Here is a 24,776-nt window from a genome sequence, read left to right as displayed (position 1 = left end):
GCGTGTATTTTGTGGCAGCCGGCCGCGCCCGGAGCATCCGTCACACTGAAAATCATTGTGCACCTGCAGAAACTCAACAAATCAAGGCGCTCGTGCCTGAACGCGTGTCCTGTTCGCAACAGGCTTGCCCCTGTCCTTGCCCAAGCGCGCGGCGTGACGAACAGAATCGGCAGAGTAGACAGCAAGGGGGACCATGGCGTTTTCAGACCACCACATCAGACACAACATCTTGGGTCAGCTCACACCCGTTTGGCGGAAAAACCTTGTCTGCAGGATGGTCAAGAAAGGTGGTGGTCGGGACGGCAAGATTCGAACTTGCGACCTACGGTACCCAAAACCGTCGCGCTACCAGGCTGCGCTACGCCCCGAACGCCCTCTCCATAGCGACCGTTCCGCATGATGAAAAGAGCAAAACGCCGCGCGGGCCAGCATCAATCGCAAGAAGTCGTCATTCAGGCGCATCACAAGGCCATGCGGCGCGCGTTTGATCCAATGCAGGGTGGCGCAAAACACTGCCCGTGGTGATGCCCAGACGATCTGTCATCCCGCCGTTCACTTCGAGGACGGCCAGTATATCGGATCCGCCCGGAATGGGAGTTAGGTCAAGTGGCTGGGCGTTTTCATGGATCGTCGCCACGGTCCCATCTGCGCGCAGAAACAGCATATCCAACGCGATAAGCGTGTCCTTCATCCAAAAGCTCACATTCTGTGGGGCCTCAAACAGAAACAGCATGCCGTGGCTGGCCGCCATGTCTTCGCGGTGCATCAACCCGCGCGCCCGGTCGGCGGGGGTCTGTGCCAGCTCGACGGTGAAACGTGCCACGCCCCAGTCACCGCGCAAATCCACATGTGTCGGGCTGCAATCACCAGCCGCGGCGGCGATGGAGGTTGCCGCCCAGACCCAAAGGCTGACCCCGACGTTCCGTCCAAAGGAGGAAAGCCGCATCTCAGATCACTCTTTTTCGTGGATCGCTGCGTCCCAAGCCGACACGCTGACCGCCATGCAGCCCCGTTTGCCTTGGGCCGCGCGAAGGCTGATCGCCTCGCCGGGTTGCAAATCCGCCAGACCAGAGCGGCGCAGAACCTCGACATGGATAAAAACATCCTCGGGGCGGCCGAACACATTGGCAAAACCGAAGCCTTTGGCCTTGTCGAACCACTTGACGCGCGCAGGCTCTACCGGCCCGACATCTTCGGGGTCGACCAGCCCTTCGGCAAATTCTTCCAACTGGTGAAGTCCACCATCTGCGGGTGGCTCGATCGACAGAACACTGACCGCCTGACGGCCCCGATCCGTGGACTGTACCGTGATTTCGATCCGCGACCCGTCAGCCACCGAGCTTTGCCCGAAGTTGCGCAAGACATTGGCGTGAAGCAGAATATCTGCCCCGCCCTCGTCCGCAATGACGAAGCCAAACCCCTTGCTCGGGTCAAACCACTTGACTTGCCCGTGCACGACCACTGGCTCTTGCGCGTCGCTGGCTAGCGCCATTTGAAACCTCTAGAATTTCGCATCCCCAACTCCATAAATGGGACTAATGCGCAGGTGACGCAAGACCTAATAACCTATACTTTTAGCTAGGCTACGCATCACAACTGCCCGAAATCATGGGTTTAGTCGGGTGACAGACCACGGTGCGCCTGCCTCGGCCCGCGTCCAGCGAAACCGGTCATGAAGGCGGAATGCCCCGTCGGCCCAGAATTCTATTTCGACCGGCTTAAGTCGATATCCACCCCAAAACGGAGGCCGCGGCGGATGCGTGCCATGGGTCGCGGTCACCTTCGCGACCTCGGCCATCAACGCCGCTCGCGAGGCGAGCGGTTGGCTTTGTTGCGACGCCCAAGCGCCCAGCCGACTTTTCAGCGACCGTGACGCATAATAGGCGTCGGCCTGCGGCCCCTCTTCGCGCGTTATCAACCCGCGCACCCTGATCTGACGGCGCAGGCTTTTCCAATGCATGACGAATGCGGCCTTGCCGGCTTGATCAAGCTCGTGCGCCTTGGCAGAGCCGAAGTTGGTGTAGAACACGAACGCATCGTCTTCGATGTCTTTCAACAGAACCATGCGCACATTGGGCAGGCCGTCTGCGTCCACCGTGGACAGGGCGATGGCGTTGGGATCGTTGGGCTCGGTTTTCTCAGCTTCGGTCAACCAGCTGCGTGCAATCACAAACGGATCGTCGCCCGAAAATATCCCGCCTCTTTCCGTCATGGTCGCATCCTTTCCTGCTCGTGCCACATATAAGCGCCTGCGCGATAAGGCGCCAATTGAATTCCAACCACGCAACGTCTTCGGTGCCAAGACTTGAAGAAGCAATGCCAATCGCCTAAACGGGCTTATTGCAGTATCTCGGGACGGGGAATACATATGTCGACCGAATTGATGAAGGGCAAGCGCGGCCTGATCATGGGACTTGCCAATGACAAGTCCATCGCGTGGGGGATCGCGAAAGCCTGTGCCGAGGCCGGGGCAGAGCTGGCTTTTTCCTATCAGGGCGAAGCGCTGAAGAAGCGCGTCGGGCCGTTGGCTGACCAGCTTGGGTCAGACATCGTGCTGGAATGCGACGTGTCGGACCAAGGGTCGATCGACACCTTGTTCAGCACCCTTGAGGCAAAATGGGGCAAGCTCGACTTCGTCGTTCATGCCATTGGGTTCTCAGACAAAAACGAACTTCGCGGCCGCTATGTGGACACCAGCCCGGAAAACTTCCGGATGACAATGGACATCTCGGTCTATTCGTTCACTGCGGTGGCGCGGCGTGCCGCTGCCATGATGCCGGACGGGGGATCACTTCTGACGCTGACCTACTACGGCGCCGAACAGGTCATGCCGCATTATAACGTCATGGGCGTGGCGAAGGCCGCGCTTGAGGCCTCGGTGCGCTATATGGCCGAAGATCTGGGCAAGGATGGCATCCGGGTGAATTCCATCTCTGCGGGGCCAATCAAGACGCTTGCGGCCTCGGGCATTGGTGATTTTCGCTATATCCTCAAATGGAACGAACTGAATTCCCCGCTGCGTCGCAACGTGACCATTCAGGATGTGGGAAACTCCGCGCTATATCTTCTGTCTGACCTAGGGTCGGGGGTGACCGGCGAAACCCACCACGTTGACAGTGGTTATCATGTCGTCGGCATGAAGGCCGTCGACGCACCGGATATCGACGTGGCCACAGGCCGCAAGTAAGGAGACCCAGATATGAGCGACCGCTTGCCGCACGAAAAAGGGTTCCACATCAGCTGGGATCAAATCCACCGCGACAGCCGCGCCTTGGCGTGGCGCCTTGATGGTCAGGGGCCCAAAGACACTGGGTGGCGCGCCGTGGTTGCGATCACGCGCGGCGGCCTTGCCCCCGCGATGATCGTCGCCCGCGAGCTGGACATTCGAACCGTCGACACCGTCTCGGTCAAGTCCTATCACCACCAATCCCAGGGCGAAGCAGAGCTTCTGAAAGCCCCGGATGCGGCAATGATGGGCGACGGCGAGGGGATCTTGATCATCGATGATCTGGTCGATACCGGCAAAACGCTGGAGCTGGTGCGCAAGATGTATCCCAAAGCGCATTTCGCGACTGTTTACGCCAAGCCCAAAGGGCGTCCGCTGGTCAACACCTTCATCACCGAAGTCAGCCAGGACACCTGGATTTTCTTCCCCTGGGACATGGCCTTGCAATATGTAGAGCCTTATCGCGGCACAGATTAAACAGCGGCGCGGTTGCCAAGACCCCTCCTGCCCCAAAGCGCAGACCAGAAACAAAAACACCCGGCGCTCTGACAAGAGGACCGGGTGTTTTTCGTTTTGGTAGCGACGTGAAGCGCGCGGGGCTATTCAGCAGCTTTTGGCGCATCATCCGGTGCGGCCGGTGCGGATCCAGATGAGGCCTCGCCCTGATCAGGCGATCGTTTCACCGGTTTACGCGGCTTGCGCGCCCGGGTTGGGGCTTTCTTGGACTTGCTTTCCGGTGTTTCCACCAAACCGCTGTCGGCGTCGTTGGACACGTCAGATTGCGATGGCGCCGACACATTGGGTTGCTCACCCTCGCCCGCCACATCAGGCGTCGGCTTGTTGTCGGGCCGCGCTTCGCGATCCTCTTTTTCGCGTTGCTGGCGTTCGCGGTTCTGCTGTTCGGTCTGCACCCGGCGGGCTTCCATCTCGCGCTGCGCTTCGCCCAGAAGGCGGGTGTAGTGTTCGGCGTGTTGCTGGAAGTTTTCGGCGGCGACCCTGTCGTTGGACAAAAACGCATCGCGGGCCAACTGGGTGTATTTCTCGATGATCTGCTGGGGGGTGCCGCGCACCTTGCCCTCGGGCCCCGAACTGTCGAAGACCCGATTGATATTGTTTCCCGGATTGTTCCGGTTACGGTTCGACTTGTTGCGCGAACGCGATTTGGAAGATCTCATAAGCTTGTTTTTCCAGCTTTAGCTTCAGACGCACGATGCAATAACCGTGCTGAGTTCTCGGACAAGACACCATTCTGTGCCACGACATCCGAATTGTAGGGCTTACCTGCGGCGGCTGTCCAAAGGACTGCGACGCTGCTTGTTTCTGATTGTCATGCGCGGGGTCGAAAGACAAGCCCAAACTGTCCAAAACCTCTGCAAGCGGGGGTTTTTGCCGAAAATTTGCGGGTTTGCGGGGCTTGGGCAACATCCCGACACGCCCCTCACGCCGGGTGATTCTTGTGACCAACAGCGGTCAGCTGCCTTGCCAAAATCCGGTCACAACCCGGTCATGCCCGGTCAGATCTTGCGCGACCCGCACCGATTGAAACCCCGCACTTTCAAAAAGCCCGGACACAGCGCGCCCTTGGGTGGCCCCGATTTCAACGATCAGGCGCCCTTTGGGGCGCAAGAAATCGGGGGCCTGGGCCACGATGATCCTGAAGGCCGCCAGCCCGTCCCCCCCCGGGGTCAGCGCCACATGTGGTTCCCAATCCCTCAGCTCAGGCGCTAACGCGCGCATTTCAGCCTCAGAAATATAGGGGGGGTTCGAAACAATCAGATCGACCGGTTCGGCTTTGGCCAAGGGGTCGAACCACGACCCTTCCACAAAGGCAGCACGATCGGTCAGGGCCAGTTGGGACGCATTTTTCTGTGCCACACCCAACGCGGGCGCGGAAATGTCCACCCCCTGCCCAGTCGCCAAAGGTCTTTCTGCCAGCAAAGTCAACAAGATACAGCCCGACCCGCAGCCCAGATCCACAACGGTATCAAATGGGTGATCCAGCGCCGTTTCGACAAGCCGTTCGGTGTCGGGGCGCGGATCAAGAACGTCGCTGGTGACGTAGAAATCGCGACCATAGAAAGCGCGTTTGCCGATGATCTGAGCCACGGGCTGGCGCGCGGTGCGGGCGTTGATTGACGCGGCAAACACCGCCTCTGCCTCTTGCGCGACCTCATCGGGCAAGGCAAGCGTCAGTCGACTTCGGTCGATCCCCAAGGCGTGGGCCAACAGCACACGGGCGTCGCGCGCGGGGTCGTTCACGCCCGCCGCGCGCAGGGTCTGTGTGGCGGCAATCAAAAGCGCCGTTCCGGTGGTCATCCGTCCAGCGCAGCCAGTTGTGCCGCCTGATCCTCGGCGATCAGGGCGTCGATGACCTCGTCCAGATCGCCTGCGATGATCTGATCCAGCTTGTAGAGTGTCAGGTTGATCCGGTGATCGGTCATCCGGCCTTGCGGAAAGTTGTAGGTGCGGATGCGCTCGGACCGGTCGCCCGACCCGACTTGCGCCTTGCGATCCGCGGCGCGCGCATCATCGACACGTTGGCGTTCAAGGTCGAACAGCCGCGTTTTCAGAACCTGCATCGCGATCTCGCGGTTGCGGTGTTGGCTTTTTTCCGAGCTGGTCACCATGATCCCGGTCGGAATATGGGTGATGCGCACGGCGGAATCCGTCGTGTTCACATGCTGCCCCCCCGCCCCCGATGCGCGCATCGTGTCGATGCGAAGATCGCCGGGGTCGATCTGGATATCCACGTCTTCGGCTTCGGGCAGCACCGCCACGGTCGCCGCCGAGGTGTGGATGCGTCCACCGCTTTCTGTTTCGGGCACGCGCTGCACACGGTGCACGCCGCTTTCGTATTTCAGCCGCGCGAACACGCCGTCACCTTTCACATGCGCCACCACCTCTTTGACGCCACCCAGTTCTGAAAGGGTTTGTTCCATGATCTCAAAGCGCCAGCCGCGGGCCTCGGCATAGCGTTGATACATCCGCAACAGATCGGCGGCGAACAGTGAGGCCTCCTCACCCCCGGTGCCGGGCCTGATCTCGATCATCGCAGGGCGCGCGTCTGCGGCGTCTTTGGGCAACAGCACCAGCCGCATCGCCTGTTCAGCCTCCGGCAAACGCTCGCGCAGCAGGGGCAGCTCTTCTTCGGCCAGTTCCCGCATGTCGGGGTCCGTCAGCAACGCCTCGGCTTCGGCGATGTCATCCAGAAGTTGGCGATACGAAGCGATTTCTTCGACCACAGGCCTAAGTTCGGCATATTCACGGCCAACTTTGGCGATCTCGTCGCCAGTCAACCCTTCGGCCATGCGCGCTTCAAGGAACTGAAACCGTTCGGTGATCGCTGAGAGTTTTTCCATCGGAACCATGTCAGGCGGTGTCCCTTATTGCGCGGGTTTGGTCAAGTGGCAGGGCGCTTTGGCGTGCGCTTGGACGACACGCTTCAAATTCCGCACATTTCGGGGTAAAATGGCATATGGCAAATCGCATGCTTTTCATCTTGTTCGCGGGGCTGATGTCCTCGCCCGCGGCGTTCGCGGATGTCACCACGCCGGGCGGCAAGGTGATCGACTGCTATTGCACCGACACCCAAGGCAGCCGCGTTGAGTTGGGCGAAAGCATCTGCCTGTTCGTGGGCGGGCGCGCCTTCATGGCCCGCTGCGAGATGAGCCTGAACGTGCCCATGTGGCGTGACACTGGAAAAGGCTGTGTTTCGGCTGGCAATGCGACCCCGCTGCCCCTGCCCAACAGTCCTGCGCCAAACGATCTTTCCCGCCTGTAAGCGCGGGCACCGTCAGTAGTCGTCGTCTTCTTCCAAATGGCGCAGCTTTTCCAGCCAACGGTCGATGCGCGCGGCGTTGGTGCCAAGATCATTGCGCCCGTAGACAAGATGGGCGTGTATATGAAGCGCGTCGTCCGCCACCCATGCCACGGTGATATCGGGGAATCCGATCCGACGCGTTCGGGTGACAATGGCGATCTGGTCATCGGATTGCTGGCGCAACCTGCTGCGCGGGGCCTCCAGCGCGACCCATGCCAGATGATCCAGCGCGCCCTCGGGCAGGTCCTTCAACGGCACCACGTATTTGACGCCGCCCGGAAAAACATGGCGCCCCGGTGTGTCCGGACCGGGGCGGGCGGAAAAACGCTCAACCGGCAGTGGCGCCAATCGCACCCAGCCTATCCCCAATATGGCCAGAAACAAGACCAGCAAAATCACACTTGTCAGAAGATTCACACGCCCCCCTCGCGGCACCCAGAACCGCCACACCCACTATACCCTAGCGATACTGGAGCAGACTTCCCCTTGCAAGTCCACGCTGTTTCGCGGGCGGTCTGGCAGACGCAAAGACAGCCGCCCGTAACGTAGCGCAGGCCCTGCGGTGAGGGCTAGCTTCGGCGCGTAAACGCCCACAAGTTCAGAATTTCCATTGCCACATGCGCCCCGGCAATCGCCGTCGCACCGGTGGTGTCGAAAGGAGGCGAGACTTCGACAATGTCGCCACCGACAAGATTGATCCCTGCCAGATCACGCAGGATGATCGCAACCTGTGCTGTGGTCAGACCACCCCAAACCGGTGTGCCCGTCCCCGGCGCATAGGCAGGGTCCAGCCCGTCTATGTCGAAGGTCAGGTAGGTTTTGTGGTCGCCAAGGATCGACTTGATCTTCTTGACCACCGCAGCGGGGCCGGTTTCATGCACTTCGCGCGCATCAATGATATTCACACCCAACGTGTCGTCATTATGGGTGCGGATGCCCACCTGAACGGATCGTGACGGGTCAATCAGCCCCTCTTTCACCGCCTTGTAGAACATCGTTCCATGATCGACACGGGTCATGTCATCGTCGGGCCAGGTGTCGGTGTGCGCATCAAACTGCAACAGGCTAAGCGGCCCGTGCTTCTTCACATGCGCGCGCAGGATGGGGAAGGTGATGTAATGGTCGCCCCCAAGGGTCAGACAGGCCGCGCCTTGGTCCAGAATACCGCTGATATGCGCCTCGAGCGTCGCGGGAAACTGGTCGATATGGGCATAGTCGAACGCCATGTCGCCGTAATCGGCGATGGCAAATTCGCTCATCACGTCGAAGTCCCAGCCATAGGCCTGATCGGGCGATTGCAGGCATGACGCCTCGCGGATGGCGCGCGGGCCAAGGCGCGTGCCCGGGCGGTTGGTGACAGCTTGATCAAACGGAATGCCGGTGACAGCAATATCCACCCCTGTCAGGTCTTTTGAATAGGTGCGGCGCAGGAAAGATGTCGCCCCGCCGAACGTGTTTTCATAGGCCAAGCCCTTCAACCCATCCCGCGTAAACGCCGTGTCCACCTGAGTTCTCGCGTCTTCCAAAGCCATTGCCGCCTCCTTTGCTTTCAGACCGACTAGCACAGACTGATTGGTCTGGCCATATAATTTGATCAAATTATCGACTGATCCATCTAGACAGGGTTCAATCGCTCGACAAGCCGCGCAAAGAAACTGGCCCCAAAGGGCGCGGCCTCGTCGTTGAAATCATAGGCGGGGTGATGCACGCCTGCGCCGTCTTCGCCCTGCCCCAAAAACAAATAGGCGCCGGGACGTTCTTGCAGCATATAGGCGAAATCTTCGGCCCCCATTTCACGCCCCTGATCGGCAAAAACGCGCGCCGCGCCGCTGACCTCTTGGGCGGCTTCGATCGCTTTTTCGACCGCTCTGGCGTCGTTCACCGTGGGGGGGTAGCCCAGTTCATAATCAATATCGGCCGTCACGCCGAAGCTTGCCGCCTGCCCTTCGATCACCTCGCGGATGCGCCGCTGCGCCATCTCGCGCACCTCGGGCGTGAAAGAGCGGATCGTCGCGCCGAACCATGCCTCTTCGGGGATGATGTTGTCCGCTGTGCCGCCACCGATTTGCGTGACCGAGATGACAAGGTTTTCCATCGGCGACAGATTGCGGCTTACGATGGATTGCAGCGCCTGCACCATTGTGACCAACGCCATGATCGGGTCGACCGTGTCATGCGGATAGGCCGCATGCCCGCCCAACCCGCGCAGCTTCACCACCAGCGTATCCACCGCCGCCATGATCGGCCCCGGCGTGGTGTAGAACGCGCCCAGCGTGCGACCGGGAAGGTTATGCAGGGCATAAACCTCATCGATCGCAAAGCGATCCATTATACCGTCGTCACACATGTGCTTGGCACCACCAAAGTTTTCTTCGGCCGGTTGGAAGATCAGCGCCACACGGCCCTTGAAATTCCGCGTCTCTGCCAAGTATCGCGCCGCCCCCAACAGCATCGCCGTGTGGCCGTCATGACCGCAGGCATGCATCAAGCCCGGCACGGTCGAGGCATGGTCAAGCCCCGTCGCCTCGTCCATCGGCAACGCGTCCATATCGGCGCGCAGGCCAATCGTCGGCCCCTCGCCCTGCCCGTTGATGATCGCGACGACACCCGAGACTCCGATCTTCTCATGCACCTCATCCACCCCGAAGCTGCGCAATTGTTCGACCACGAAGGCAGCCGTGTCGTGACACTCCAACCCAAACTCGGGATGCGCGTGCAGATGGCGTCGCCAGGTCGTCATATCCCCGGCAAATTCGCCAATGCGGTTGATGATGGCCATGACTTCCTCCTATCAAGGGTGCGACGAGACAATCCTGAAAAGGGCGTGGATGCAATGACCAAAACACAGGACCTGAGCCGATCAGATGCGTTGGTGTATGACCCGAAAGGTGGCATGGATCGCCTGCGCGAGATCATGCGCCGCCTGCGAGATCCAAACGGGGGCTGCCCGTGGGATATCGAACAGACCTTCGCCACCATCGCGCCCTACACGATCGAGGAAGCCTATGAGGTCGCAGATGCGATCGAACGTGAAGCCTGGGACGAACTAAAAGGCGAATTGGGCGATCTGCTGTTTCAGTCAGTCTTTCATGCGCAAATGGCGGAAGAGGCCGGGCTGTTCAGCTTTGACGAGATCGCCGACACGATGTCCGACAAAATGGTCGCCCGCCACCCGCATGTGTTCGGCAGCGAATCCCGCGACAAGTCCGCCGATCAGCAGACCCGCGACTGGGAAACGATCAAAGCGGCAGAACGGGCAGACAAGGCGCAGCAAGGGGTGCTGGATGGGGTCGCCATCGGCCTGCCTGCCCTGCTGCGGGCGGTGAAGCTGCAAAAACGCGCCGCGCGGGTGGGATTTGACTGGCCTGACATTGGCCCGGTGCTGGACAAAATCACCGAAGAAGCGCGCGAACTGGCCGAAGCGCGCGACAGTCTGAGCCAAGACGAGGTGCGCGAAGAACTGGGCGACCTTTTGTTCGTCGTCGCCAATCTGGCCCGCCACCTGAATGTCGAGCCGGAAGAGGCGCTGCGCCATACGAACGCCAAGTTTGAACGGCGTTTTCAGGGGATTGAACGCCGACTGGCCGCAGACGGGCGCGCGCCTGATGATGCGACGCTGGAAGAAATGGATGCGCTGTGGGACGCCGAGAAGGCTGCTGAGCGGATCGCAAAAAATATTCCCGATTAAATTAATCAGGTATTGACCCTAGCAAAAGACTCGGATTTAAGCGGCGTCATCGAAACAAGGAGATCGCGCGATGAAAACTGTCCGCACACTCGCCATGGCCCTGACTGCGGCCACAGCCCTGACCCCCGCCCTTGCCAGCGCGGACGAGGTCAACGTCTATTCCTACCGTCAGCCAGAGCTGGTCCAGCCGCTGATGGATGCCTTCACGGAAGAAACCGGCATTCCGGTCAATGTGGCCTTCCTGAAGAACGGCGTGATCGAACGCTTGCAGGCCGAAGGCAAGCGCAGCCCGGCTGACCTGATCATGACCGTCGATTTCGCCCGTCTGGCCGCTGTGGTCGAAGCAGACCTTACCCAGCCGGTCGAAAACGAAACCCTGACGGCCAACATTCCCGCCGCCTATCGCGATCCGGGCAATGAATGGTTCGGCCTGACCTCGCGCGCGCGGATCGTCTATGCCTCGAAAGACCGCGTCGCTGACGGCGAAGTCACCACCTACGAAGATCTGGCCGACCCGAAATGGAAAGGTCGCATCTGCACGCGGTCAGGCACCCACGCCTATACGTTGGGCCTTGTCGCCGCCCATCTGACCCACAACGGCGAAGAAGCCACCCGCGCCTGGATCGACGGCGTGAAGGCCAATCTGGCCCGCAAACCGCAAGGCAATGACCGCGCGCAGGTCAAGGCGATCTGGGCTGGCGAATGCGACATTTCGATCGGCAACACCTATTACATGGGCAAGATGCTGTCAGACCCCGAACAAAAGGAATGGGCCGACAGCGTCAATGTCGTCTTCCCGGTCTTCGAGGGATCGGGCACCCATGTGAACGTATCGGGCATGGCGCTGACCAAACACGCGCCCAACAAGGAAACCGCCATCAAGCTGATGGAATTCCTCGCATCACCGAAAGCGCAGCAGATTTACGCCGCGCAGAACTTCGAATACCCGATTGCGCCTGATGTCGCGGCCGACGAGATCGTGCAAAGCTGGGGCAGCTTTACCCCGGATGGATTGAATCTGATGGAAGTGGCCGGACACCGCGCTGACGCCCTGAAACTGATGCAGGAAGCCGATTTCGACGGTTAAGACGCTGAGTTGGAAGTAAGACTGAAAAGCCCGGCATATTTGCCGGGCTTTTTGTTTGTCACTCGCCCGCTTTACGCATCGGCGTCAGCATCTGCGCCAGATAATGACCCGTGTAGCTTTCGGCGACCTGCGCCACCTTTTCCGGTGTGCCAGTCGCCACGATCAACCCGCCCCCGTCGCCGCCCTCGGGACCGATATCAATCAGGTGGTCGGCCGTTTTCACCACATCCAGATTGTGTTCGATCACGACCACGGTATTGCCCTGATCGACCAACTCGTGCAGCACCTCAAGCAGCTTCCTGACATCCTCGAAATGCAGGCCCGTGGTCGGTTCGTCCAAGATATAAAGCGTGCGCCCGGTGGAGCGTTTGGACAGCTCTTTCGACAGCTTCACCCGCTGCGCTTCACCACCTGACAGCGTCGTCGCTTGCTGGCCCACCTTAATATAGCCAAGCCCGACCCGCATCAGCGCATCCATCTTTTCGCGGATCGTCGGGACGGCCTGAAAGAAGGTCTGCGCATCCTCAACTGTCATATCAAGAACGTCGGCGATGCTTTTGCCTTTGAACTTAATTTCCAGCGTCTCGCGATTGTAGCGCGCACCGTTGCAGGTCTCGCAGGTGACATAAACATCGGGCAGGAAGTGCATTTCGATCTTGATGACACCGTCTCCCTGACAGGCCTCGCACCGCCCGCCTTTCACGTTGAAACTGAAGCGTCCGGGCTTATAACCACGCGTCTTGGATTCCGGCAGGCCCGCGAACCAGTCACGGATCGGGGTGAACGCGCCGGTATAGGTCGCGGGGTTGGACCGCGGCGTGCGCCCGATGGGGCGCTGGTCGATGTCGATCACCTTGTCCAGATGCTCCAGCCCCTTGATGGTTTCACAAGGCGCGGGCGTCTGGCGCGCACCGTTCAGACGCATTGAGGCGGTCTTGAACAGCGTTTCAATCGTCAACGTCGATTTGCCCCCACCCGACACACCGGTCACGCAGACGAACTGGCCCAGCGGGAATTTGGCGGTCACGTTTTGCAGGTTATTGCCAGTGGCCTTCACCACCTTCACCGACTTTCCATTGCCCTTGCGCCGACGCGTCGGAACCGCGATTTCGCGCTTGCCGGTCAGATACTGCCCGGTGATCGAGGCGTCGCAGGCCGCAATGTCGTCAGGTGTGCCGTGGGCGATCACCTCACCGCCATGGACACCCGCGCCGGGGCCCATGTCGAACACGTAATCCGCCTCACGAATGGCTTCTTCGTCATGTTCAACCACGATCACGCTATTGCCTTGATCGCGCAGGTTTTTCAGCGTGGTCAGAAGCCGCCCATTGTCGCGCTGGTGCAAGCCGATGGACGGCTCATCCAGCACGTAAAGCACCCCCGTCAGGCCCGAACCGATCTGGCTGGCCAAACGGATCCGCTGGCTTTCCCCGCCCGACAGCGTGCCGGAGTTGCGACTGAGCGTCAGGTATTCCAGCCCCACATTGTTCAGGAACCCAAGACGTTCGCGGATTTCTTTCAGGATCGCACGGGCAATCTCGTTCTTCTGGACGGTCAGGTGGTTTGGCGCATCCTCGATCCAGTCCAGCGCCTCGCGGATCGACATCTGAACCACCTGCCCCACATGCAGCCCGCCAATCTTCACCGCCAACGCCTCGTCGCGCAGGCGGAAGCCGCCACAGGCCCCGCAAGGGCGATTGTTCTGGTAGCGTTCAAATTCTTCGCGAATCCAGTTCGAATCCGTCTCGCGATAGCGGCGTTCCATGTTGGGAATGACGCCTTCAAACGGCCGCGTCACTTCATAAACGCGCCCGCCCTCATCGAACCGAAACTTGATCTCTTCCTCGCCCGAGCCATACAGGAACACCTGCTGCACATGTTTGGGCAGATCTTTCCACGGTGTGCTTTTGTCGAACTCGTAATGGCGCGCAATGCTCTCGATGGTTTGCAGGAAATAGGGCGACTTGCCCTTGCGCCACGGGGCCAGTGCGCCGTCATAAATTTGCAGCGTGGCGTCGGGCACGACGAGGCGCTCGTCAAAGAACAGCTCCTTGCCCAACCCGTCGCAAACCGGACACGCCCCGAACGGTGCGTTGAACGAAAACAGGCGCGGCTCGATTTCAGGAATTGTGAAGCCTGACACGGGACAAGCGAAGTTTTCCGAGAAGGTGAAAATCTCTGGCTCACCCTCGGTCGGGGCGGTTTCCAACAGTGCGATTCCATCGGCCAAATCCAGCGCGGTGCGGAAGCTGTCGGCCAACCGCTGATCCATGCCCTCGCGCACCACAACGCGGTCCACGACCACGTCGATATTGTGCCGATACTTCTTGTCCAATGTGGGGGGATTATCAAGCTCGTGCAGCTCTCCGTTTACCTTGACGCGCTGGAATCCCTTCTTTTGAAGCTCTTGAAATTCCTTGCGATATTCGCCTTTCCGGTCGCGAACGATGGGGGCGAGCAGATAGGCACGGGTGCCCTCCTCCATCTGCATCACGCGGTCAACCATGTCTTGCACCTGCTGGGCCTCGATGGGCAATCCGGTGGCGGGTGAAAACGGCGTCCCGGAACGGGCAAACAGCAGACGCAGATAGTCGTAAATCTCGGTCACGGTGCCGACGGTCGAACGGGGGTTCTTCGAGGTCGTCTTTTGTTCAATCGAAATCGCAGGCGACAGTCCCGCAATGTGATCCACATCCGGTTTCTGCATCATATCAAGGAACTGACGCGCATAGGCAGACAGGCTTTCGACATAGCGCCGCTGCCCTTCCGCATAGATCGTGTCAAACGCCAGCGACGACTTGCCAGACCCGGACAGCCCGGTGATCACCACAAGCCGGTCGCGCGGAATATCCACGTCGATGGATTTCAAGTTATGCTCGCGCGCGCCGCGAACCTGAATTTCTTTCAACTCGGCCATTCTGACCCCCAGTTCACAATTGCTTAACGGTTAGGCCAAACCGCGCGGCGGGACAATCGGAAAGTTAGAACATTTGCGGAACACTTGTAAACGCGCTGCGTTGCCCAGCCCGTTACATTCACTTTCTTGAATTTTAATTCTCAGACCCATTGACCTGAATACGTTGCGATCTATATCCCGGATCAAACCCTTTTCGGGACAGGAGCGAAAACATGTTTGGTTTCATGATGGGCGGCGCGAAAATGGACCCGCGCGAGGCCGTGACCAAAGCCCGCGCTGGCGAGATCACGGTGATCGACGTGCGCGACCACGGCGAGGTGCAGATGACTGGCAAGGCCAAGGGCGCTGTCGTTGTGCCGCTGACGGTGATGCCCTTTCAATGCGACCCGAAGGGGCCGGACTTCAACGCGACGATTGATCCGACTAAGCCCATCGCGCTCTATTGCGCGTCCGGCGCGCGGTCTGCCCAAGGCGCGCAAGTTCTGAAACGACTGGGCTATGACGAGGTCTATAACATCGGCGGACTAGGGCATTGGCATCAGGCAGGCGGCGAGATCGAGCGGTAAGCGCCCTACACCCCCCCACAACGCAACCCGCGCAGGCCCAGCCCGCGCGGGTTATTGATGGTAGAGGCAAATCGTCATTCACCTTCTTGGTTGACTGATACCTTTGATTCCGTTATTCACCCATATGGCTGAACGAAACGACATGGACCACCTCAGCGCCGTTCTCAAGGCCACATCGGACGCCAATCGCCGTGCGATCCTGACCCTGCTGGCACAAGAAGGCCCCATGCGCGTCACGGATATCGCGCGTCATTTTGATATCAGCCTGAACTCGGTTTCAAAGCACATCAAAGTGCTTGAGGCCTGTGGTCTGGCGACCCGGCGCACCGAATGGCGCGAGCACTTGATCGAAGTGCAGATGGGGCCGCTTTCCGACATCGATCAATGGTTTGCCAAATTGCGTTCGATCTGGGCGCTGCGGCTGGATGCCCTCGAAGCTGCCTTGAAGGAGGACGACAATGACTGATCTATCCCTCGAAATCACCCGCCACATCGCCTACCCGCCCGAACGCGTATTCGATGCGTGGCTGGACCCGAAGATGCTCGCGAAATTCATGATCCCCGGCGCAGGCGTCACCGTGCCCGACGCGACTGTCGATGCCAAGATCGGTGGGCGCTTCAGCATCATCATGCGGGTCCCCAACGCGGGCGATCTGCCGCATGAAGGTGAATACAGGATCATTGATCGCGCCAGGCAGCTGCAATTCACTTGGGAATCGCCCGCCAGCACGGCCGAGGAATCGATCGTCACGCTGGATCTGACGCCGAAAGACGGAGGCACCGACCTGTGCCTGCATCACATCCGTTTCCCGTCCGAGGAAAGCCGCGACAACCACAATGGCGGTTGGACCGCGATCCTTGCCAAGCTGGATGAGGCGTTGACCTGAATGGCCGTCAGCCCTGCCTGACCACCCACGCACGATGCATAAAGGCCGGGCAATGATCCGGCCTTTATGTCTTACATATGAATGACGCGGTCATAGGCGTCCAGCACCGCCTCGTGCATGCTTTCCGAGATTGTCGGGTGCGGGAAGACCGTGTGCATCAGCTCTTCTTCGGTGGTTTCCAGCGACTTGCCGACCACATAGCCCTGGATCATTTCGGTCACTTCCGGGCCGACCATATGCGCACCCAGAAGCTCGCCGGTCTTGGCGTCGAAGATCGTCTTAATCATGCCCTCGGGGTCGCCCATGGCGATGGCCTTGCCGTTGCCAATGAAGGGGAAGCGGCCAACTTTGATATCGTATCCCTGCTCTTTCGCCTTGGCTTCCGACAGTCCGACGCTGGCGACTTGTGGGTGGCAATAGGTGCAGCCGGGGATGCTTTCAGGCTTTACCGGGTGGGCGTGCAGGCCAGCGATCAGTTCAGCCACCATCACACCTTCATGGCTGGCCTTGTGGGCAAGCCACGGTGCCCCGGCGATGTCGCCGATGGCATACAGTCCATCGACACCCGTGCGGCAATGTGCGTCGGTCACAACATGGGTGCGGTCGATCTTCACGCCCAGTTCCTCAAGCCCCAGCCCTTCGACATTGCCAACGATGCCAACGGCGGAAATCACGGTGTCAAACTCAAGCTTCTCGACCTTGCCGCCGGCCTCGATATGGGCCGTGACCTTGCCCTTGGCGCGGTCGAGTTGCTTGACCATGGCTTTTTCCATGATCTTCATACCTTGCTTGACGAAGGACTTTTTGGCGAAGGCAGAAATCTCGGCATCTTCGACGGGCAGTACGCGGTCCATCACTTCAACGACAGTCGTGTCGGCGCCCAGCGTATTGAAGAAGCTGGCAAATTCGATGCCGATGGCACCCGACCCGATGACCAGCAGCTTTTTGGGCATGCGCGGCGGGTTCAGGGCGTGGCGATAGGTCCAGACCAGATCACCGTCAGCCTCAAGCCCCGGCAATTCGCGGGCGCGCGCACCGGTGGCCACCACGATGTTCTTGGCGGTCAGTTCCTCGGTCCCTTTGTCGGTTTTGACGGACACCTTGCCCTTGGCGGGGATGGTCGCCTCGCCCATGAACACGGTGACCTTGTTTTTCTTCATCAAGTGGCCGATGCCCCCGGACAGTTGAGCCGCCACCCCGCGCGAGCGTTTGACGATGGCGGGCAGGTCGTAATCGATCTTTCCTGCCGACAGGCCAAACTCCTTGGCGCGGTGCATCAGGTGGAAGACTTCTGCCGATCGCAAAAGCGCCTTGGTCGGGATACAGCCCCAGTTCAGGCAGATGCCACCAAGGTTTTCGCGTTCGATTATGGCCACGTTTTGACCAAGCTGCGCAGCCCGGATCGCCGCGACGTAACCGCCGGGACCAGCACCGACAACGATTGTATCAAAAGCCTTGCCCGCCATGGGGTATCTCCTTATCTCAAAGGTAGTTTGCCATTAAACTATATCTTTTCGCAGATCAATGACGTAGCGGAAGACCCGCCATGCGCCAAGCGGGAAACTTCCCGCCCGACGTTTGTTGCCTGACGCGACGACCGACGCGCACGCCATCAGTCGGCGCCCGTCTCCAGGCTGCGCAATATCGCCCCATAGCCGCCGTCGGCGATGAAGCTGGCTTCTTCTTGTGTGGTGTCACGCCCCAAGGCATCGTTGCGATAGGGGAAGCGGCCGAAACGTTCGATGATCTTTCGGTGCGCGCGCGCATGCAGGGTGTCGCCCTGCCCCGGCGTGTCGGCCATGCGCTCTGCCATCAGTGCGATGCAACGGTCCTGATCTTCCATCGCCTCGCTGTGCATGAAGGGCAGATAAAAAAACTGCCGGTCGGGCAGCCCGATCTGCATATCTAGCCCATGCTCTATCGCATAGTCTGCACAGGTCCGCGCCGCGGGGTCGGTCGCGAAGGATCGCGCGTCGCCGCGAAACATATTGCGCGGAAACTGGTCGGTCAGGATCAAAAAGGCCAACGCACCGTCTGCGCTGCTCTTCCAGTGGTCGCGTTCACCGTCCCGCGCGGCCTCATAATCCGCCATGAAGCGCGTTCGAATTTCGTCATCCAGCGCGTCCGAGGCTTCATACCACCCCTTTGGCCCAACCTCGTCGATCCAGAAAGTGATGATGTCTTTTGGCTCTGTCATGTGTCTGGCCCTCTCGCTTTCCCCCACCCTAACGGGTGAGGGACACAGTGCAAGACGTCTACCGATACCGCGTCAGTTGTCGTCGTCTTGCGCCTCATCGGCCCAGACTTCCTGCGCCATATCCGCAGCCACGGGCGATGCGGCCGGAGACATGGTCATATACGCACCCGTCTCCTTCGGCCCAGGCCCAGACCGCCGGGTCATACGCCACATCCCGTAGGCCAAAAAGCCAAACAGCAATAGCGCCATATAGCCAAAGAACCCAAGCGGCCCCATGACCCCCATGACCCAACCCGTGACCACAGGGCCCGCGATGGCCCCCAACCCGTTGATGAAGATCAGCCCAGCCGAGGCGGCGGGCATGTCTTCAGGCTCCAGATAATCGTTCACATAGGCCAGCAACAGCGCATAGAGCGGGTTGGTCATCCCGCCCAGAAGGAACGAGGCCACCAGCAGGATTTCATAGCGCACGCCGAAAACGACCGGAAGAAGCGCGGCAACCATGGCAATAGCGGTCACGATCAGGATCAAGAGGCGTCGGTCCATTCGGTCAGAAATCCAGCCAATCGGATATTGCAGCACAAGGCCGCCGATAAACAGTGCCGACACAAAAGCCGAGATCTGCCCGACCGATAGTCCGATCTGTTGACCAAAGACCGAAGCCATACCGAACTGGGCAGCAAACACGCCCCCCAGAAGCATGAAGCCGACACAGCCCAAGGGGGAGATCTCGAACAGCTCGCGCAGGCTCAAACCCTTGATGCTTTCAAAGGCGGGCGTCGGGTTGACCGACAGAAGGATCGGCGCAAAAGCGATGGACACCAGCACCGAGGGCAGGATGAACAGGATAAACCCGCCGGGGTCTCCAATCACCAAAAGGCCTTGCGCGGCGATGATGCCGACCATCTGCACGAACATGTAAAGCGACAAGGCCTTGCCGCGGTTTTCGTTGTCAGCCGCGTTGTTCAGCCAGCTTTCAGCGGTGACATACACACCGGAAAAGCAAAACCCGATGATCACACGCAGCGCGGTCCACGCCCACGGATCGGTGAACGTGGGATACAGGATCAGCACAGCCGAGATGAACGACCCAAGGGCCGCAAACACCCGCACATGCCCAACCCGACGGATCATGATCGGCGCCATGCGCGAGCCAAACAGGAAGCCAGCAAAATAGCCCGACATCACCAGCGAAAGCTCGAAGGTGGAAAAGCCTTCGATCCCGCCCCGGATGCCCAGAAGCGTCCCTTGCACGCCGTTGCCCACCATAAGCAGCATCATGCCAAGAAGCAGAGCCCAAGAGCTTTTGAGTACCTGCAGCATGGATCCCTCCTGTTCGCGTCAGACCATCACGCTATCAGCACGACGCAGCGTTGGATCGAGGTTTCGCGACACTACAACGCCCCGATACGTCCTTGTGTGCTGTCACACTTCGGACGGCAAAAGCAAGGAGCTGTCGCCATATGAAAAGAAACGATAACGCTCTGCAATCGCGTGGTCATAGATCTGGCGCATGCGATCAGATCCCATCAGGGCTGACACCAGCATCATCAATGTCGATTTGGGCAGGTGAAAGTTGGTCATCAAGGCATCCGCGATGCGAAACTGAAAGCCCGGCGTGATGAAAATATCGGTCTCGCCTTCCCAGGGTGCGATCTGCCCCGGCCCCGTGGCCGCGCTTTCGATCAGCCTGAGCGCCGTGGTGCCGACCGGGATCACGCGCCCGCCCGCTTGCTTGGTGGCGGTGATCTGGGCTGCAGCTTCAGCGCTGACCTGTCCCCATTCGGCATGCATCTTGTGGTCGGTGACATTGTCCACCTTGACCGGCAGGAACGTGCCCGCCCCGACATGCAGCGTGACGTGGGTTAAGTCTACGCCCTTCGCTTTGATGCGCGCGAGCAACGCCTCGTCGAAATGAAGCGAGGCTGTCGGTGCCGCAACCGCTCCGGAATAGCGGGCAAAGACGGTTTGGTAATCCTCGTCATCAAGCGCATCCGCCGCGCGTTTGGCCGCGATATAAGGGGGTAAAGGCATCTTGCCGGCCACGCGCAACGCAGCGTCAAACGCATCACCTTCAAGGTTAAACGCCAGCAGGGCCTGTTCCCCATCCCGCCCCAGATACTCTGCGTGCAGTCTGTCGGAAAACGTGATCACATCGCCTTCGCGCAGCTTGCGCAACGGTTTGGCCATTGCGTGCCACTGCCCGGCCCCGTCCGGCGACAACAGCGTCACCTCAATCTTCGCGACCCCTTCGCCGGGCGCTTGACCCGCGCGGGTGCGGGTGCCGAACAACCGGCCGGGGATCACCTTGGTGTCGTTCAACACCAGCCGATCACCGGGCCTGAGCCACTGGGTCAGGTCGCTGACCTGCGCGTCGGTGATCTGATCGGGCGTGGCCACCAAAAGACGGCTGGACGTGCGCGGGCGCGCAGGACGCGTCGCGATCAGGTCGTCGGGCAGATCGAAGTCAAAATCACTCAGTTTCATGGCCGCGCGTGTAGGCTTCTTGACGCGCCGCGTCAATCATTCGTCATTCGTCTTGCTGCTGTGGGGGCGGGTTGCGACGAAAGATGTCGCGAAAGAAGCCGGGGGTGAACAGGGACAGCGGATTGACCGACACTTTCGGGTCGCTGGCGGTGCCTCTGAGGTCATAGTTGAACCCCAGCAGGCCTTCACCCTTCCGGGCAAATATGCGCCCAGCAGAGTTCACCACGTAGAAGGGCGAAATGACGCCCTGCATGTCCATTTGACCCGACCCAAGCTGGTAATAGCCATCCATCGAGATCCCCATGGAATGGCCTGTCGCGGCGCTTTCATAGACGGTGATTTTTTCTGGATCCAACCGGAACCGCGCGTCGACATCGGTGAAGGCGATGCCCTTGCCGCCCAGTTGTTGCAGCAGCCCGACCACCGAAATGGCGGACAGAAGCTCGGCCATGGCGGGGGCATCGTGCACGTCCACGTTTTTGATCTTCAGGTTGCCTTCGTATACGCCTTCGCCGCCACCGGGGGCCAGGATCAGTTCCAGATCCCCCTTGCGCGCCGACTTGAAAACGCCTGCGGCGCGCATCACACCGCCGGCATTGGGCGAGGTGATGCGGTAGGCCGTGCCATTGGGTTGAGGCGCGGCGGTGCCATTGATCCGTGGCCCACGGGAATTCGGAACACCACCCAGACGGCCCTTGAAGGTACCCTTCATCCCGGCGGAACTGCGCGTGAAGTCACCCTGAAACTCGTTGATCCAGATCCCTTCCGAGATGGTCAGCCGATCAAGGATCAGCGAAATCGGCACCGCGCCACCGCTGACGGGCGCGGTACCGTTGCCCGCCCCAAGCTTGACCTTGCGCAAATCCACACGCCCCCCCTTGACCGTCACAGACACCGGCTTGCCAGCGCCGCGCCCGGTCAGGGTGACAGGTGCATCCAGCCACCCGCCCAGCCTGACCCGGTCGAACTGGGCGGCGACCAAACCGCCCCCTTCGGCCATCAGAACACTTCCCGAGGTCTCTAACCCTGGCGCGCGCAGGGCGATCTTGTCGATCACCGGCGTGGCGCCAAGTCGCCCTACCACCGACAACGTGCCTTTGCTGCTCTTGGGCTTGGACCAGCCCAAGGGGGCGATGCTGACCCCCAGCCCGTCCAACGACGAGGAAAGCGTCATACGTGGCGGCTGTCCTTTTTGCAGCGAAATCTCGTAGTCACCCTGCGCGGACCCCGAAATGCTGCCCCTTGGCAGACCGATGGAGAACGCGTCTAGAAACGCCTGATCCAGAGTGAGCTGCCCACTGACCGTTGATACCGGCGCCGCTTTGCCATCCTTCAACGCCTGAACCCATTTGCCCGTCATTGGCACGCCAGACAGGCTGCCCCGCCCGCCTATCGACACCGATGTGTCAGAGGCCTCCAGCGTGGCCTGAGGCAGCGACAGGGTCTTGCCCGCGACGATCTTGTCGCTTTTGACCGCGGCCAGCGTGCCGGTCAGATCATAGCGGACAGCATCGCGCGGGGGCTTGGGTTGCAACGCGATGTCGATCCGGCCTACAAGGTCAATCCGGCCCGTTGCCATGTCGGGGCCGATCGCCCCCTCAGGCGTGTCGCGAAAGATCCGAAATGGAGCGTCGTCCAACAAATGTAGGGCACTGGTCAGGGGACCGGACACGGCCAGATTGACCAGCGCGGGAACCGGTGGGCGTGGCGCGTCCGGATCCTTCGGACGCCGCGCCATCTGGGGGATCACAAAGCTGGTGCCCGCCGCATCAAGCATGCCGGCCACCTTGCCGTTGCGGTCGCGCGGGCGCACGACTCCACGATCCGACATGACGACCAGTCGCCGCCCGTCGATTGAGAACTGGCCCGCGGCCTCTTCGATCGGAGCCATGGATTTGACGGCCTGCACCGTCACCCCCTCGAAATCTGCGCTAAGCGCGGTGTGGGCAGGGTCCGATCCCTGTTTGCGCCATGCCACGGCCACATCGTTGAACTGCCCGCCGATCACGTTCTCATGTGTCCATTTTCGGCTGCGAAGACCCGTGGTCAAAGGCCAGAACGCTGTCACTTGCTGTGGGGTGACATGGTTGGCCTGCGCGTCGACGGCGATCACCCAGCCCTCAGAGTCCGTCGATATCTTCGCCGCTCCGGTCACCTGCGCCCCGTCATGGGACACGGCAAACTGGCCCATATCAACGCGAAACGGGTCGAGCGTCAGCCGGAAGTCCGCAGCCCCTTCGCCAAGTTCGATCGGCGCCTCGAACACGCCGGGCGGGCTTATGCGCGCCTTGGACACCTGCAACTGCCCAAGCAGCTCGGTCGGCCAACCCGCGCTCCAGCCGCGCAGATAGGTATGGCCATCGGCATGGATCACGCCCCAGTCGGATTCCACAAACATATCGGCAAAGTTCATCCGCTCGCGTTCAGGATCATAGTCCAGGTAGACCTTGCCTCCGGTGAATTTAACGGGCTTCGCGGCAGGGTCCGGCGACAATGTTCCAGCCCCGAACTCCAACGTGCCCGCGAGCCCGGACACGGCACCGCTTGCATCGATAACGGTGCGCAAGGCACCCGAAATCGGCGCGTCCACTAGCCCCAGAAAGGTCAACAGCGGCGACTGTGCCGCAATGTCACGGGCCAATGCGTTTTTGAACGTCGCAGTCAGACGAGCGGCCGAACTGCCTTTGACAGACCGAAACCCCAAAACGGTTTCGGCCAGTTCCTCGGTCTGGTTGAACACGTCGAAGGACAACGTCATATCCAGCGCTTTTTCGGTCTGAGACACCGTAAGACGCCCATCGGTGACCTGCCACAACCGCCCCGAGCGCGCGTCTTCTAGCGTGATTGTCAAATTCGTCGCCGTGATCGTGTCGGTCTGGGCCAGAACGCCTTTCGAAAAGACGGTATCGATGCGATCCAGCACGGCCGCCAGATCACCCGAGGCGCCGATCCCCTGCCCCAAGCTCAGATCAAACGCGCCATCTCGCTGGCGGCGCACGGTTATCTGGGCACCGGACAGCGACAGCGATTGCGGCGCGACATTGCCAGACAGGACCGGACCCAGGAACAAGGCACCTTCAACGGCATTCAAGCGACCGATTTCCAGCCCCGTTGCGTCACGCACCCCAAGATCGACAAGCCGAAGGCGTGGCAACCCCCGCGAGGTTATGCCCAGCTCAACCCGTGAAAGAGACACCTGCACATTGCCAGATTGCGTGTTGATGCTGCGTTCAATGCGCTGCGTCACCCAGTCGGGCATGGTCAGCACGCGGCCGGTCGCGGACATCGATACCAGCACCAAGAAGACTGCGGCCAAGGCAAGAAGCGCGACGGTCCAGATGCTGAAATGCCAAGTCAAACGGCGACGACGACGGGCGTGGCGGTCAGGGAGCGGAAGGTCAGACTCGCGCGCGCGCTTGCGGCCAAACCGCGACCTTCTCGCAGCTGCAGCAGTCAGGCCTGTCGCCACATCGTCCGATGCGGGCTTGTCTTCTGCCGGATCATCCTTTTTCTCGCCACTGTCAGCGTCGGACGCCTTTGGGTCATCCGCCCCGACCAACGCATCTTCGAGCCGATCTGGCGCGCCGTCCGTGTCGTCTTCCGTGTTGTCGTCGGTGTCGTCTTGCGTGTCGTCTTGCGTGTCGCCGTCGGTGTCGTCATCCGTGTCGCTGTCCTGGTCGTCATCCGGCACTTGATCCGCGTCGGGTTCCTGCTGAGGTGGGCCTTGCGTCAACGCATCAGGCCCGGCACCGTTGGGGTCGGTTGCCGGGTCGTCTTTGGTATCTGGCGTTTCCTGCTTGCTCATCCGGTTTGCCCAAATGCGTGTCTTTCGACCTGCCCCATCCCTTTCATCCTGACGCGAACGGGCTTAGAACGAAAGCTCACAAAACACTAGAGACTC

The 24,776-nt window shown here is 60.4% G+C and carries 23 protein-coding genes and 1 tRNA gene; 8 read left to right on the top strand and 16 right to left on the bottom strand.

Features of this window, described 5'->3' with window-relative positions; genetic code table 11:
* Positions 1-291: 291 nt before the first annotated feature.
* From ACXYMP_RS12155 to pdxH, 4 genes are all read right to left on the bottom strand, one after another.
* Positions 292-368: transfer RNA gene (locus tag ACXYMP_RS12155), tRNA-Pro, on the bottom strand.
* A gap of 80 nt (positions 369-448) precedes the next feature.
* Entirely contained in the window at positions 449-946 is a 498-nt protein-coding gene (locus ACXYMP_RS12150) for a DUF192 domain-containing protein (RefSeq protein ID WP_458906605.1), read from the bottom strand.
* A 6-nt stretch (positions 947-952) separates the two neighbouring features.
* Positions 953-1,492, bottom strand: coding sequence for a cold-shock protein (locus ACXYMP_RS12145; RefSeq protein WP_458906603.1), 540 nt, complete (start codon positions 1,490-1,492; stop codon positions 953-955).
* Positions 1,493-1,606: 114 nt separating this feature from the next.
* Positions 1,607-2,212 (bottom strand): pyridoxamine 5'-phosphate oxidase, encoded by a 606-nt coding sequence (gene pdxH, locus ACXYMP_RS12140; RefSeq protein WP_298571159.1) that lies wholly within the window; start codon positions 2,210-2,212, stop codon positions 1,607-1,609.
* Positions 2,213-2,368: 156 nt separating this feature from the next.
* On the opposite strand from pdxH, the gene fabI reads away from it, so the two are divergent.
* Both fabI and gpt read left to right on the top strand, forming a co-directional pair.
* Positions 2,369-3,187 (top strand): enoyl-ACP reductase FabI, encoded by an 819-nt coding sequence (gene fabI / locus ACXYMP_RS12135; protein WP_298571160.1) that lies wholly within the window; start codon positions 2,369-2,371, stop codon positions 3,185-3,187.
* Positions 3,188-3,199: 12 nt separating this feature from the next.
* The gene (gene gpt, locus ACXYMP_RS12130; RefSeq protein ID WP_298571161.1) at positions 3,200-3,703 is read left to right on the top strand and encodes a xanthine phosphoribosyltransferase; all 504 of its coding nucleotides are present in this window, start codon (positions 3,200-3,202) and stop codon (positions 3,701-3,703) included.
* A gap of 122 nt (positions 3,704-3,825) precedes the next feature.
* Here gpt and ACXYMP_RS12125 read toward each other — a convergent pair whose 3' ends face one another.
* The 3 genes from ACXYMP_RS12125 to prfA form a co-directional block, all read right to left on the bottom strand.
* On the bottom strand, positions 3,826-4,401 hold the full coding sequence (locus ACXYMP_RS12125; protein WP_298571162.1) for a DUF4167 domain-containing protein: 576 nt from the start codon (positions 4,399-4,401) through the stop codon (positions 3,826-3,828).
* A 295-nt stretch (positions 4,402-4,696) separates the two neighbouring features.
* On the bottom strand, positions 4,697-5,542 hold the full coding sequence (gene prmC, locus ACXYMP_RS12120) for a peptide chain release factor N(5)-glutamine methyltransferase (protein ID WP_458906600.1): 846 nt from the start codon (positions 5,540-5,542) through the stop codon (positions 4,697-4,699).
* Positions 5,539-6,594 carry a peptide chain release factor 1 gene (gene prfA, locus ACXYMP_RS12115; protein WP_298571164.1) on the bottom strand — a complete coding sequence of 352 codons (1,056 nt, stop codon included), beginning with the start codon at positions 6,592-6,594 and terminating at the stop codon, positions 5,539-5,541. The genes prmC and prfA overlap by 4 nt, the downstream gene beginning before the upstream one ends.
* Positions 6,595-6,701: 107 nt before the next feature.
* On the opposite strand from prfA, the gene ACXYMP_RS12110 reads away from it, so the two are divergent.
* The gene (locus tag ACXYMP_RS12110) at positions 6,702-7,007 is read left to right on the top strand and encodes a hypothetical protein (protein WP_458906597.1); all 306 of its coding nucleotides are present in this window, start codon (positions 6,702-6,704) and stop codon (positions 7,005-7,007) included.
* 12 nt (positions 7,008-7,019) lie between these two features.
* Here ACXYMP_RS12110 and ACXYMP_RS12105 read toward each other — a convergent pair whose 3' ends face one another.
* The 3 genes from ACXYMP_RS12105 to ACXYMP_RS12095 form a co-directional block, all read right to left on the bottom strand.
* Positions 7,020-7,463, bottom strand: coding sequence for a DUF1499 domain-containing protein (locus ACXYMP_RS12105; protein WP_458906596.1), 444 nt, complete (start codon positions 7,461-7,463; stop codon positions 7,020-7,022).
* Between the two features lie 152 nt (positions 7,464-7,615).
* Positions 7,616-8,578: an agmatinase gene (gene speB, locus ACXYMP_RS12100; protein WP_298571167.1), complete on the bottom strand. Its 963-nt coding sequence runs from the start codon at positions 8,576-8,578 to the stop codon at positions 7,616-7,618.
* A gap of 83 nt (positions 8,579-8,661) precedes the next feature.
* Positions 8,662-9,825, bottom strand: coding sequence for a M20 aminoacylase family protein (locus ACXYMP_RS12095; protein WP_458906593.1), 1,164 nt, complete (start codon positions 9,823-9,825; stop codon positions 8,662-8,664).
* A 54-nt stretch (positions 9,826-9,879) separates the two neighbouring features.
* On the opposite strand from ACXYMP_RS12095, the gene mazG reads away from it, so the two are divergent.
* Positions 9,880-10,734, top strand: coding sequence for a nucleoside triphosphate pyrophosphohydrolase (gene mazG, locus ACXYMP_RS12090; protein ID WP_458906591.1), 855 nt, complete (start codon positions 9,880-9,882; stop codon positions 10,732-10,734).
* Between the two features lie 70 nt (positions 10,735-10,804).
* Complete coding sequence (locus ACXYMP_RS12085) at positions 10,805-11,821, top strand: Fe(3+) ABC transporter substrate-binding protein (RefSeq protein ID WP_458906589.1); 1,017 nt, start codon at positions 10,805-10,807, stop codon at positions 11,819-11,821.
* A gap of 58 nt (positions 11,822-11,879) precedes the next feature.
* On the opposite strand, the gene uvrA is transcribed toward ACXYMP_RS12085, so the two are convergent.
* Positions 11,880-14,738 carry an excinuclease ABC subunit UvrA gene (uvrA, locus tag ACXYMP_RS12080; protein WP_458906587.1) on the bottom strand — a complete coding sequence of 953 codons (2,859 nt, stop codon included), beginning with the start codon at positions 14,736-14,738 and terminating at the stop codon, positions 11,880-11,882.
* A 212-nt stretch (positions 14,739-14,950) separates the two neighbouring features.
* Here uvrA and ACXYMP_RS12075 point away from each other — a divergent pair, with 212 nt between their 5' ends.
* The 3 genes from ACXYMP_RS12075 to ACXYMP_RS12065 all read left to right on the top strand — a co-directional run bounded on the left by ACXYMP_RS12075 (position 14,951) and on the right by ACXYMP_RS12065 (position 16,191).
* On the top strand, positions 14,951-15,304 hold the full coding sequence (locus tag ACXYMP_RS12075) for a rhodanese-like domain-containing protein (RefSeq protein WP_248410835.1): 354 nt from the start codon (positions 14,951-14,953) through the stop codon (positions 15,302-15,304).
* A gap of 124 nt (positions 15,305-15,428) precedes the next feature.
* Entirely contained in the window at positions 15,429-15,770 is a 342-nt protein-coding gene (locus ACXYMP_RS12070) for an ArsR/SmtB family transcription factor (RefSeq protein ID WP_458906584.1), read from the top strand.
* On the top strand, positions 15,763-16,191 hold the full coding sequence (locus tag ACXYMP_RS12065; protein WP_298571173.1) for an SRPBCC family protein: 429 nt from the start codon (positions 15,763-15,765) through the stop codon (positions 16,189-16,191). Before ACXYMP_RS12070 ends, ACXYMP_RS12065 begins: the two co-directional genes overlap by 8 nt.
* A 71-nt stretch (positions 16,192-16,262) precedes the next feature.
* On the opposite strand, the gene lpdA is transcribed toward ACXYMP_RS12065, so the two are convergent.
* The 5 genes from lpdA to ACXYMP_RS12040 form a co-directional block, all read right to left on the bottom strand.
* Positions 16,263-17,657, bottom strand: coding sequence for a dihydrolipoyl dehydrogenase (lpdA, locus tag ACXYMP_RS12060; RefSeq protein ID WP_458906582.1), 1,395 nt, complete (start codon positions 17,655-17,657; stop codon positions 16,263-16,265).
* Between the two features lie 146 nt (positions 17,658-17,803).
* Positions 17,804-18,388: a DUF924 family protein gene (locus ACXYMP_RS12055; protein WP_298571175.1), complete on the bottom strand. Its 585-nt coding sequence runs from the start codon at positions 18,386-18,388 to the stop codon at positions 17,804-17,806.
* Between the two features lie 72 nt (positions 18,389-18,460).
* A complete protein-coding gene (locus ACXYMP_RS12050; protein WP_458906579.1) occupies positions 18,461-19,711 on the bottom strand; it encodes an MFS transporter in 1,251 nt (416 codons plus the stop codon).
* Between the two features lie 102 nt (positions 19,712-19,813).
* Complete coding sequence (queA, locus tag ACXYMP_RS12045; RefSeq protein WP_458906577.1) at positions 19,814-20,875, bottom strand: tRNA preQ1(34) S-adenosylmethionine ribosyltransferase-isomerase QueA; 1,062 nt, start codon at positions 20,873-20,875, stop codon at positions 19,814-19,816.
* A gap of 43 nt (positions 20,876-20,918) precedes the next feature.
* Positions 20,919-24,680, bottom strand: coding sequence for a hypothetical protein (locus ACXYMP_RS12040; protein ID WP_458906575.1), 3,762 nt, complete (start codon positions 24,678-24,680; stop codon positions 20,919-20,921).
* Positions 24,681-24,776 lie beyond the last annotated feature (96 nt).

It is taken from the genome of Aliiroseovarius sp. CAU 1755, assembly GCF_054482655.1.
Note: the sequence above shows the minus strand (reverse complement) of the source record. Positions and strands in the feature narration are given on the sequence as shown.